We start from the raw sequence: 12,098 nt of genomic DNA, 5'->3' as shown, positions 1-12,098 counted from the left end.
AAATTATGATTGTTTGAATTATTGATTTTATCAGTCATACAGAACCTCACCTTCGCTAAATTTATTTGTATTTTTACCGTTTAAATGGTATAATATTTTTGCTGAGTGATTGTTGAGATAGTATTTCTGTTAACGAATCTTTCTAAGTTTCATAACTTTCACATTCTACTTAGTAAATTCATATCTTTATTATCCTTGAGCTGCTCTATGCAGCTCATTTTACCTTCGAATACTAACTCTTGGATTTTGTTGTTCAGGCTTTGTGTTGAGTTTTTCTGTAGTTGAAATATCGTTTGCGGTCTTTGTAGCCTTTAATTCATTATTTGGACTTATTTCTGATTTTCTTATATCATTAACTATATTAGGTTGTTCGATCTTAATGTCAGCTAATTGCTCTGGTTTTTTATCGTACTGATAATATTTAGCGTTTTTATGAAATCTGTCTCCTACATCAGTTACTATAGACTTAAACCAACCACAAATTTTACTTAAAATAGTTGGATTTTCTTTATTTAAATCTTCATTAGTTTTTAAGTTTATGCTTGCCGATTTGTAATTTGCTCTGCTGAGCTGATATACTAAGCTGCTAAAACTGCTAGTAGCTTCTTTATTACAATATAACTTTAACTGTTCTATATGCCTTGTCATGGCTACGTATGAGCTGCTTATATTACCAACTCCGTTATGAAGAATGTATACATCTTTTATAGAAGCTCCCTGGGCCTTATAAACAGTACTTGCATAACCATGTTTAAATTGTATTTTGCTTGGGTCAAAACTCACATCTTGTCCTGCATCTGTCTTAGCTACAAATTCATTTTTATTAACCGAAGTTAAAGTTGCAAATTCACTATTTTGTATTTGTAAATCCTTATCGCTTTTTTGAAATACAATTCGATCTCCAGCCATGTAGGACTCTTTCCTTCCAGCTATTGAACGCCTATATTCTGTGCCTTGTAGCGTGCCATTAGCTTTTAACAAAGATCTAATACTTGAATTAAGAATGTCTACCTCTTTATTACGTACTGTAATTACCAATTTTTCATGTAGCTTAAACTTGCTTAGACTCCAGTTGTATCTTAACTTACTCATTGAGTCCTGCAACGTATTATCAAACTTAACGCAGTTATTTTGCCTCAGGTAAGGTTATACCGCTTAAAATATTACTCTCAGCAAACTTCATTGCTACCTCTCTGCTCCAGTTTTCACTTTGTCTTCGAATATTCACTAAAACATGTGAACTGAAAATATTACTCAGCATCTCAAACATTCCGCCTCTTTCTATTGAAGCTAACTGCTTTTCATCTCCAGCAAGTATCAGTTGACAATTATTGTTTCTAACTACTCTAAACAGCTCTGCATATTCTCTAGTAGCAACCATTCCAGCTTCATCTACTACTATTAAACTGTCTCTAGTAACGCTATTTTTATATAAAAATCCTTTTATTGTATCACATTTCTGGTAGCCATTATCCTTCAGCACTGATATAGCCTTATGTGTAGGAGCAAGTCCAATAACATTTTGTCTACGATTTGTTGCAATTTTATATGCTTTTGCTAAAACAGTGGATTTACCTGTTCCAGCTCTTCCTCTTAGTATTCTAACTCCACTATTACTAAGCAAAATACGTCGTAGAGCATGTTTTTGCTCTTCACTAACACTTGTTAAGCTTTCGATATCGTTTTTAAGATGATAAATATCATTGTAATAAGCTTGAGTATCGATTTTATTAGCTATTCTTATTATTCTTGCTTCCTCATCTCTAACCTCAGTTGTCGTAAAATATTTACTACTTTCACCATCATCATGATATAACTCTAGTATTCTATTTGAACTAAGCACTTGCTGAACTAACAGTTCTCTTGCTGTTAGGTCTGGTATATCTTTCACGGCTTTTTCAATATCATGCTTAGTAAAAATAGATTTGTAATGTGTTATAGAATCCGTTATTACATCAACATCATTAATAATCTTCAAATGAGCCTCTTTACGTAACTCATTTTCATTTGCAACTTCATTAATTAAACCCCTAATTCTAGTAGGTCCAATATGCTCTTGCGGAACTGTACTTATCTTATCAACTCTATTTGTTAAGCCTAATTTAGCAAAATATGCATTAATTATTTCCTTCACTTTTTCGTGAATCATCTCAGCTTCTGGAATAATAAATGCCTTACCTTTTGATGTTCTGAATTTAGGCTCCAAGTCAACAGCTTTACCACCTAATTCTTCGCCATTCTCTTTAAATCTTCTTGTAGTAACCAATATATGCACATGCCAGTTTTTATCTCCTCTATGAGGCTTATGAATATCTATCTGTACTCCAAGACCATTTTTTACCCATTCCATTACATCAACTATTTGATGAGTTATTTCTATTCTATGCTCTAAATTCAATTCCTTATCGTCTGGCAGTGCTATTACGATATCCTTCAACAACTTACTGTTTCTTCGTTTTTCTGTTTGTTCCACCTCATTCATTAATCTTTGGACATTCTTGAATTTTTGATTTACATAATCTGGTATCAGTACTGTATGATATACGTTATCTTTCTTATAAGAGAAGTTATACCTTATATTTGTCTGCTCATTTTTAACAATAGTTCTTGCATTATACGCTGCCTTACAACAACTATCTCCTCCTTTACTTCTACTTAAAAATTCAATCATTGCAAACTGTATAGCCATCTCAACACCAATTCTCACCTGAGTTTTAAGTTAGCATGGTTTTTTTGATTTTGCTAGCACAAACTTCTTTTTTTTAACACTCAATCGGCTAATGAGTGCTCATTTTTTAGCAGTAAACTTTCAAGTTTACATATTGCGTATAAGCTTATTCTTTAATGAAGCTTCTAACCTGAATTCACGTTTTTTTGACTATAATTATTTGATGTTGGTTTGGCAGGTGCGGTTTTTTTCTTTACTGGAATTTTATTTTGATATATTCTTGCCTGATTTTTTTATCTTTCTGAATTACTAACATGGCAAATCTTATGCAGCAAAAAATTACTCTCCAACAAAAAAAGGCTAAGCTAATCATGGATGAGGTTAACCTTAAAATTAAAGAACGTAAAATGCGTACTCGACGTCTTATCGAAATGGGTGGATTAGTTGCTAAGGCTAAGCTTGATCACTTATCAGCAAATACTTTATTTGGTGCAATTGTTTCACTAAAAGAAACTTTAACACAACATCCAAATGTTCAGAATCATTGGACTACAATCGGTAAAGATATTTTTGATAAAGAACAGCAAAATAAAGCTGCCGTGATTTTAAAATTTTCCTCTGAACCAGACGAAAACACTAAGCTCCACATTCGCCTTCATGGCTTAAAATGGAATAGCTTTCACCAAGAATGGTGCGGCAATGTTAAGGATATTGAGGCCTTAAAGAATGGCCTTCTTAATGTTCAATATAATCTAGAATTGGTATCCTGAATTGAAAATATTTAAGCAACAAAAAAGTTATTGCTAATTAGCTAGTATAATTTATAAACTTATAATATAAACTTACTTAACAATAGGGTGATTATGTATAGAAACAATTTGTACCATAATTCAGCTAATAATCCTACTTCCACAGAAATAGTACAGTTAGCTACTAATTTTATATTTAAAAAAGAAAGTAATAATTCTTTACTCTTGATTGGGTGGGATAATAGCCAATACAATGACATTATTAAAAAAGCTAAATCTGATTGTACCAGAGCAAAAGAAGCGATTAGTTATATTTTTTCAGGTATAAAACAGTATACAGTAGTTGAACACTATGAATATGCTAAAAAAACATATAACACATTATATGCAGTAGAAAAGCTTAATCATAACCAGCTAATGCCTATAGTAGTAAAATATGATAATGAATCTATTCTAAATAGTAGCAAAAAATTATTAACTGATAAAGAGTTAACTATTGTATATAATGATCTGAAGGAGAGACCATCAGAATTAGATACATTTACTGATGATAACAGAATTGCTTACTATGAAGATAATATTCATATTTATACACCTAATCAATTTAAAGATTGTATAGGTGACATATCAAGTTGTACATCCGAATAAATAATAGAGATAATATTTTACTAGTTAAACCATATTCTAGCTAGCATTAAGTTTGCAATATTCGCTTAAGCGTTCTCTAATCTCTGGTAGATTAAGGTATTCAGCAAGAGGTATAAATTCTTGCTGAGTTTCAATGACGATTTTTTGTCTTTTTTCATAAGGTTTTATTGATATAGTCTGAATATTATGGAATCGGTCGAAAAGCTTAATTAATAATAGTTCTGTTTTATTTTGGCTATAAAATGTTTGAATCATTTCTCTAGAACTGATTTTTTTATTATCCTTAATCCTTGTGAGTTCTGAAACCTGTTCTGCAATTTTTTTACCAAATACCTTAACAATCTTTTCTTTAGTTAGTGTTGTGTCTTCGAGGGTATCATGTAGTATTGCTGTAATAATCGTATCTGTTTCAAAACTGTAGTCTGCTACCATATAAGCTACCTCTAATGGATGCATATAATATGGCTCTCCTGTATCTCGAAGTTGTTTGTCATGATATTTTTTAGCGTAAAATATTGCTCTTTCAACTTTATCAAGATCAATTTCAGCGTTAAATCTTACGTTGATTCTAAACAGCTTATTTAGTAAGCTCTCGCTATAAAAGTCTATCATTTTCCATCTCTAAATAATCTTTAATAAATTATACAATAAATTAAACTTTTTATATACTTCAATCTCAGATAAAAACTGTGAAAGAAGCGAATTAATTTGATTAAAAAAGTTGTACTGGAATATTGCAAGTAATGGTTGTAAACTTGTCTTTTTCGCTTTCTATTTCCATTTCTCCATTAAGTTGATTAACAAGGTAATTTACAAACCATAATCCTGATTCCAGCATTTGTGGATAGTCTCGTACCAACTCAAAATCAGCTATTTTTGCTTTTATATCTCCTAATTTTTTCTTTGAAATACCGCTTCCTTTATCGTGTATTCTAAATTGTAGTATGTTATCGCTTTTTATATAATTTTTTATAGTAAACAAATGAACTGTAATTATAACCTTGCAGCTGTGATTAAATCTAATCGTGCTGCCTATTAATTGACTTAATATAGCTTGTAAGTGATCACTATTTCCAATCACAATATCCTTCATTTTGTACTGAAAATTGTAATTGATTTTTATATCTTTCTCTTTTGCAATGTCTTCTAGTCTCCTGACGGCATCCTTTACTAGCTTTTGTATGCTAAATTTTTTTAAACATAAATTTTCATTCTCAATTTCGCTTCTAAGCGTGTAAACTACATCGTTACAGTACCTTTGGAGATTTGCTGCTCGATTTAATATTGTTTCCAGCTTATCTTTATTTTTTGAATCATTTAACATGATATCGCTTGCTAGCCTTACAATTTCGCTAGTTGCAATATTAAATCTATATTTGATATTCTGTATCAGATTCACACAATATTCTTTCAATGATTCAGCTACCTCGACCTGATACTTAGCTTTTCTTAACTTTGTTATTATCTCCATATATTCATCGATATTCTCCCTCTCTCCATTCAGCAACATAACTGGTATTGGAGGTATCTGTACTATCCATTGGTTAATTGTTTTATTCTTTTCTTTCATAGCATTCTCATAAAGAAGAGTTAAAACTAGTTATTGGTACATCAAATGAAAAAGTTATGTAATTATTTTCCTCTTTTGCTCTTAGTCTTCCTTTTAGCTGATCTGTAAGATGTTTAATAAATGCTAATCCTTCTCCTAGTTCTTGATATGTTACCAAATTCAAATTCTCTAGTTCAGCATTTATTCTTTCTAATTTTTCTTTAGAAGGGCTTAGTCCTATGTTTTGTACTGTAAATTGTAATATTTCTGAATACTGATTGATGTTAATAGTAATCTTGCTATTCTTACTACTATTTATAATAGCACTACCAATTAACTGACTTATTACTGCTTTTATTCGAAAACTATCTCCAATCAGAATTGTCTTTATGTCATTTTGAACATTTAGCTTTATATTCTCATCTTCAAAATGTTCCCTCATTCTGATAACGGTATTATTTATTAGCAATTCTATGTTAAATGTTTCAATCCTTACATTCGTTGATGCTATGTATTGTCTAAATAAAAAAATCATTCCATTTAGAGAAGCTATTATATTTACTTTTTTTCTGTCGTAGTTATTTACTATTAGCCTAAAATATTGTATCCACTCTATGCAATTTATGCTTACTTCCTCAGATTCCTCTAGCTGGCAGTATAGTTTTTGCATTTCAGCATCTATCTGTTTTATTGTTGTGCTATTAATTCCCTCTGTGGATAATTTTTCAGTTAATTTATTGATTTTATTTTGACCTTCGTCTTCAATAGGCATAGAATTCTCCTGCTATTTAAGTTGTTAAATTGCTTCCTAGAGATTAAAAAGAAAATTTTGCGGTTTAAGTTTTAATCTCTATCAGAATATCATCTAAATCTTAAATCTCAGATAATATCAGGTATACAGTATCATTTCGATTTTTGTCAGTACATGACTTTTTGTAATATTTCTGAAAAATTTTTTCATAATATTACACATTGATGCGAAATTATCGCATTGTTATTTACATCTAAAAAAACAAAATATCTCTCAAAATGAGATATACAATTGATTCTGAGTTATAAAAAGACTTTGATAATTTAGTATATTAACTGAAAAAGTTCTGGACTTATCTTTTTTGCTCTTAATTTAAACATCAGGTTCAAACACATCTTTAAAACGACCTATAATATCCAAAATATAAAAATCAAGGGCTGTATTAACTAAGTCAAAATCTTTTTTCTCTATCGAATTAAGATCTTCTTTTATTTCAAGTTGTCCTGGAGCCAATAGTAGTTGTTTGATAGTTACTTTTCTTTGTTTCGAATTAATGCAATGATCATACTTAAGTGTGCGGTATAGTAGCTTTTGTTCAAGATAAATTATATTCTTAAAATGTTCTGGTGTAATAAATTCCTGAAAGGGTTTGATACCTTTATTTATTAGCATATTGCTAGAACATTTTTTGATTGGTATTTCAAGTGCTATGGAATGCATTCGTATAATTTTATACATACAAAAATCAAGAAAGTTTTGACCTTTCTTATTCCAAATAAAATCATTTTCATTTATTAATTTTAAAATATATTTTTGTTCCTTTCTGGTTAAGTTATAATTTGGATCAGTTAAATAACCAGTTAAACACTTTTTTTGCTGATTTGTTTTTAAATTAGATTTTATCTTTATAAGATGAGTTATTAGAAGTTGTATTAAATTTTTTTGTTCTGTATGACTGTGCAAGTCATTAAAAAAAGCAAACCATTTTTCCTGTGAAACTGAAAAAATTTGTGTTACTTTATTTTGTTTGTATAGGTTAAACATTCGATAGAACAAGTGTTTTGCTGCGCTTAAGACTTGTATATGCATACTTTACCCTTTAAAATCCCGCATAATATTTAACAATTATATATTTATTATTAATCTTGAGTTATAAATTGAGATAGCCTAAAATAATTAGGCCATTAATAACCATAGCATTACTTTTGCTATTTGAAGTAGCAATTAAAGTGTAGCTAGAGATTCATTTATACCTTTAATAGCAGATTTTGAAGTTTTAATGAAATAACCTCTAGCTAAATATTATCTAAATCTTGAATCTCAGATAATATCAGGTATACAGTATCATTTCAATTTTTATCAGTACATGACTTTTTGTCATAATTATGAAAAATTTTTTCATCTTTTTTAAAATAGATGCGAAATTATCGCATTGTATCTCTAGCTACAAAAATATCATTCACAAAAGGTTTATAAAAAAGTTCTACAACAGTTATTATTACTGGCTTTAAGGCTTATTTTCTGCTATAATTCATAGTAGAGATTTAATTAATCAAAAATTCTTGTGTCAACGGCAATTTCTAATGAACCAAAGCCTTTTCTTCACTGGGTTGGAGGTAAAAGGAGAATTGTTAATAAATTAATAGAGCATCTTCCTTCAGGGCCATACTATAATTACTATGAACCATTTCTTGGAGGTGGGGCTTTATTTTTTCAAGTTAGGCATCTGTTTAAACAATGTTTTTTGTCTGATATTAATCTCGACTTAATTACTAGTTATCACGCTGTAAAAAAGAATCCAAATGAAGTCAACAGATTACTGAATCTATATCACAAAAACCATTCTGAAAATTACTACTATAAAATAAGAGACAATTATTATAGTAATGATCCTAATGATATCACGGCAAAATTTATATATCTTAATAAATACTCTTTTAGGGGAATTTATAGGCTAAACAGAGATGGTACATCTGCTCAAACATTTTCTGATAAGCGATATCTTAAGCTTCATATTTGCTCTAGAATAAATAAATGTAGCAAACTTTTAACCGATGTATCAATTTGCGCTATGGATTTTTCGTTTATAGAACCTAAAAAAGGTGACTTCGTTTATCTTGACCCCCCTTATCACCAATCAGGAGAACGTTTCTATACCAGAGTTCCATTTGATGAAAAAGAGCAAATCAGACTACGAGATTTTGTTTATGAACTAAACAATAAAGGTGTTAAAATTATGCTTTCAAATAATAACACTGCCTTCATTAAAGATCTATACAAAGACTTTTTCATCACTCATATTCCAGTTACATACTCAATCAATCAACAACGAAACACTGTTAATGAGCTAATCATTACTAACTACTGAACTCATTTCATTCAACAATGCAAACGAAATCCAGAACGTATATAAAAAGGAAGTGAATTATCGCTATTATTATAGGTATAGCAATAACGTAGGAAATAGGTACAATCAGATAAACTGCATTACGTGTGCTACAGCCATGCTAATATCTTTGAATTGAGCAGTAACTTTTCTTATTTCGTTCTTAATCTTAAACCAATAATGTTCTATAGGATTTAAATCTGGACTATATGTAGGTAAGAATAGAATACTGCAGCCAACCGATTCTATTAATACTTTAATTGTATTATTCTTATGGAAATTGATATTATCCATAATTACTATTTGTCCAGGGCGCAATTCTTTGATTAATATAGTTTCTACATAAGTTGTAAATATTTCTTTATTACAATTTCCTTCAAATATTACTGGTGCTATAATTTGATTATTACAAAGCCCTGCTATCATACTGACCCTGGATTTATGTTGATAAGCTTTATTGACATAACATCTAGTACCTTTTATACTCCATCCATATTCTCTACAAGCATTATCCTCTATTCCTGACTCATCAATAAATACTAGATTTTCTTTAGAAATTTGCTTTACCTTCTCGATAAATTCATTCCTTAACACAATATCCCTTTTGGGATGAAAATGAGTTTTTTTATAAGTATATCCTAGTAGTTTTCTGTAATAATTTATTCTAGTTTTTTGTAATCTATTACCTAGTATAATACTTAATTCTTTAGCTGTTTTATCATGATGATTGATAATTAACCCCTCAAATTCTTTGAGGTCTATTTTTGCATTATAACCTTTTGCTGCTCCATAAGGTTTTGCTTTAATATCTCCTGTTTCTCTTTTAAGATGTTTCCATCTATATCTCGTATTACGACTTATGTTGAATATTTTACATGCTTTAACAATTGATAGCCCCTCATCTAGGGCTTTGAATAGCTTCATTCTTAAATCGTAACTGTAGCTTCTTGCCATTATTTATCTATTATTTTTTATACTCTTTTCATATGTGAGTAGACCTAACCAATCGCTCAATTAGGCCCCTCCTCAGAACCGGAGTTGCAGAATTACCGCATCCGGCTCTCAAAAATAAGATAAGCATTATGCCTTATTTGTTGTCTAGAACATTGAGACAATCTTTCCAATTTTAGGAAAATTTACTCTTTTAAGTATCTCGGTTAGTCTTTTCCAATTCATCTTACGTTTTCCTCCCATTTTATTGAACCAGTTATATATTGCACGTGTACTTTGGTTGATAAATGAACTTACTCGTCTTTTATTATCAGATATACCATGATAGTTGATCCATTCACCTAATAACTCTAATGACTTGTGATAATGTTTGTGTTTTATCTTGCTTGTTTAGCTGACTACGCAAATATTTTCTCAGTCCTTTCAGTTTCTCAGTAAAACGATCTCTCCTTGAGGTATATTTTAGTCTCCATGTTATGCCAAATCTTGATTTTCTCCAATAGCAAGTAAATCCAAGAAAATTATAACTTGCGATCTTCTTGTCTTGTTTGGCTAAATTTGCAGCATGGTCTCTACCAGATTTAATCATTTGTGATTTAGCTTCATTGATATTTAGCCCATACTTATTTAACCTTTTAGGCAAAACATCATAAAACCTTTTCGCATCTGTTTCCTTTTCAAAGACAAATACCATATCGTCGCAGTACCTCACCATTCCTGTTTGTCCCATTAAGTTTTCTTTGCTGATTTTTGCAAACCAGCTATCTATAACATAATGCAGAAAGACATTTGCCAGAATTGGTGAAACTATTGATCCTTGACGACAACCTTCTTTGTTAGTAACTATAGTACCATTTTCTATGATTGGTGTTTCAATCAGTTTCATAACTAGTCTTAGAAATTTCTTGTCAGATATTCTCTTTCTTAGAAATTACATCAACTCACAATGCTTGATTGTATTGAAACACTTTGTTATATCAATCTCTACTATAGCCCCTTTATTGAAGTTATACGTAAGTCTATTTAACTCCCTTAAAGCGTCGTGTGCATTTAATTTAGGTCGAAATCCATATGAATACTTTAAGAATATTGGCTCAAACACAGAGTTTAATATCTTGCTTACTGTAGACTCGATTATCTTATCTTCAAAACATGATATTATCAAAGGTCTTTTGCCTCCATCTTCTTTTGGAATTTCTGTTATTCGTGCAGGTTTAGCCTGATATTTCCCATTGCAAATTCTAGTAAGAAGCGAGAGCAGATTTGCTTTCAACTTCTTACCATAATCCTCTTTGGTTATACCATCTATTCCTATCGCTTTCTTGCTATCGAGTTCCTTATATTGTTCTTCTAATATCTTTAAATCAATGATATGTCCAAGATTATTAAACTTTATGTCTTGATTTAGATTATTAAACTTTATGTCTTGATTTTTCGATGATAGCAACTTTATACGCTCAAGTTTCGTTAACCATGTATTTCTGTCTATGCTGTGTACAGCCATTGTTTCCCTCTTGCATTCTTACTTTTCTGCTAACCCTTTGCTCCACCCACATTACTAGGTTTCATCACTACTATGGCTAACTCAGCCATCCTTACACCATCTCCAAAGCCTTATGTTTCATCACTTGTACTTTGAATACTTACTTAATTACGTAAGAGTTATAAGGACTTCTCAAGTTGTGTCATTAATCTTTACAAACTCGCTGACGCCTGCGACCCCGGTGGTTGAAAATTTTTGGGTTTTTTTTTACTAGTTTGACCTCCAATCTTCTTTTGCCTACTATGTAGTCTAACATATCGGCTTCCACTATATAAGCCTTTCGGGGATATCACGTTCACCATTTGGTTTCGGCTCGAATGTTTCACTGTCTACGCTTTACTACTGTCGTTACCTTCAGCAGCACAAGACTCGCTATATGGTGGATCTAGCTTCTCCTTCCATAACTGGACTTTCACCAGTAAGATTAATTCACCTTATCTTGACGCACTTAGCATATTATGTACCTATTTCCTATGTTAGCGCTATATTTAGCAGTATAGCTAAATTTCTTCAGACTAAGGCTATTAAACCTGATATGACACCAACTTTAAACCTAGTAGCTGGAGGTCAGCAACAACAAGAGTTTCAGATTGGAGATGCACTTCAGTCTGGAGCTTACTCTGGAGCTAGCAATGCTTTTGATAAGCTAGCTGATTTTGCTATAAAACGAGCTGATTCCATGAGCCCAGTCATTGTTGTTGCCTCAGGTAGAGTCATAGATGTTGTATTTAAAAAAGGTTTTGACTTATGCGAGCACAAGAAAAAGTTAAAAATTCAACTTATGCGCCATCAATTAGCAATGAAAAAGTTAATTTGCATAATAAATTCGACCAATCACAAAGGCTAGAGGAGC

9 protein-coding genes and 2 pseudogenes are annotated in these 12,098 nt (G+C 30.8%); 4 read left to right on the top strand and 7 right to left on the bottom strand.

Annotated elements, in window-relative coordinates; all coding sequences use genetic code 11:
- Positions 1 to 219: 219 nt before the first annotated feature.
- A pseudogene (locus tag OTBS_RS12180) lies at positions 220 to 2,689 on the bottom strand (AAA family ATPase).
- 293 nt (positions 2,690 to 2,982) lie between these two features.
- Here OTBS_RS12180 and OTBS_RS05110 point away from each other — a divergent pair.
- Both OTBS_RS05110 and OTBS_RS05105 read left to right on the top strand, forming a co-directional pair.
- The gene (locus tag OTBS_RS05110) at positions 2,983 to 3,438 is read left to right on the top strand and encodes a conjugal transfer protein TraD (protein WP_011944772.1); all 456 of its coding nucleotides are present in this window, start codon (positions 2,983 to 2,985) and stop codon (positions 3,436 to 3,438) included.
- A 93-nt stretch (positions 3,439 to 3,531) separates the two neighbouring features.
- Positions 3,532 to 4,065, top strand: coding sequence for a hypothetical protein (locus tag OTBS_RS05105; protein WP_041621251.1), 534 nt, complete (start codon positions 3,532 to 3,534; stop codon positions 4,063 to 4,065).
- A 36-nt stretch (positions 4,066 to 4,101) separates the two neighbouring features.
- Here the strand turns inward: OTBS_RS05105 and OTBS_RS05100 are convergent, their stop codons facing one another.
- The 4 genes from OTBS_RS05100 to OTBS_RS05085 all read right to left on the bottom strand — a co-directional run bounded on the left by OTBS_RS05100 (position 4,102) and on the right by OTBS_RS05085 (position 7,454).
- Complete coding sequence (locus OTBS_RS05100; protein ID WP_011944770.1) at positions 4,102 to 4,677, bottom strand: HD domain-containing protein; 576 nt, start codon at positions 4,675 to 4,677, stop codon at positions 4,102 to 4,104.
- Between the two features lie 100 nt (positions 4,678 to 4,777).
- Positions 4,778 to 5,635, bottom strand: coding sequence for a sensor histidine kinase (locus OTBS_RS16400; RefSeq protein ID WP_011944769.1), 858 nt, complete (start codon positions 5,633 to 5,635; stop codon positions 4,778 to 4,780).
- Between the two features lie 7 nt (positions 5,636 to 5,642).
- Complete coding sequence (locus OTBS_RS16395) at positions 5,643 to 6,386, bottom strand: sensor histidine kinase (protein ID WP_011944768.1); 744 nt, start codon at positions 6,384 to 6,386, stop codon at positions 5,643 to 5,645.
- A 351-nt stretch (positions 6,387 to 6,737) separates the two neighbouring features.
- On the bottom strand, positions 6,738 to 7,454 hold the full coding sequence (locus OTBS_RS05085) for a hypothetical protein (protein ID WP_011944767.1): 717 nt from the start codon (positions 7,452 to 7,454) through the stop codon (positions 6,738 to 6,740).
- Positions 7,455 to 7,929: 475 nt separating this feature from the next.
- Between OTBS_RS05085 and OTBS_RS05080 the strand changes: the two genes are divergently transcribed.
- Entirely contained in the window at positions 7,930 to 8,733 is an 804-nt protein-coding gene (locus tag OTBS_RS05080) for a DNA adenine methylase (protein WP_011944766.1), read from the top strand.
- Between the two features lie 105 nt (positions 8,734 to 8,838).
- Here OTBS_RS05080 and OTBS_RS12170 read toward each other — a convergent pair whose 3' ends face one another.
- A complete protein-coding gene (locus OTBS_RS12170; RefSeq protein ID WP_011944765.1) occupies positions 8,839 to 9,705 on the bottom strand; it encodes an IS630 family transposase in 867 nt (288 codons plus the stop codon).
- 334 nt (positions 9,706 to 10,039) lie between these two features.
- A pseudogene (locus OTBS_RS05070) lies at positions 10,040 to 11,206 on the bottom strand (reverse transcriptase domain-containing protein).
- A 415-nt stretch (positions 11,207 to 11,621) separates the two neighbouring features.
- On the opposite strand from OTBS_RS05070, the gene OTBS_RS05065 reads away from it, so the two are divergent.
- Positions 11,622 to 12,092, top strand: coding sequence for a TrbI/VirB10 family protein (locus OTBS_RS05065; protein ID WP_011944764.1), 471 nt, complete (start codon positions 11,622 to 11,624; stop codon positions 12,090 to 12,092).
- The last annotated feature ends 6 nt before the right edge of the window (positions 12,093 to 12,098 follow it).

The organism is Orientia tsutsugamushi str. Boryong (genome assembly GCF_000063545.1).
GTDB classification, from domain to species: domain Bacteria; phylum Pseudomonadota; class Alphaproteobacteria; order Rickettsiales; family Rickettsiaceae; genus Orientia; species Orientia tsutsugamushi_C.
This window is presented reverse-complemented; position numbering and strand designations above follow the sequence as displayed.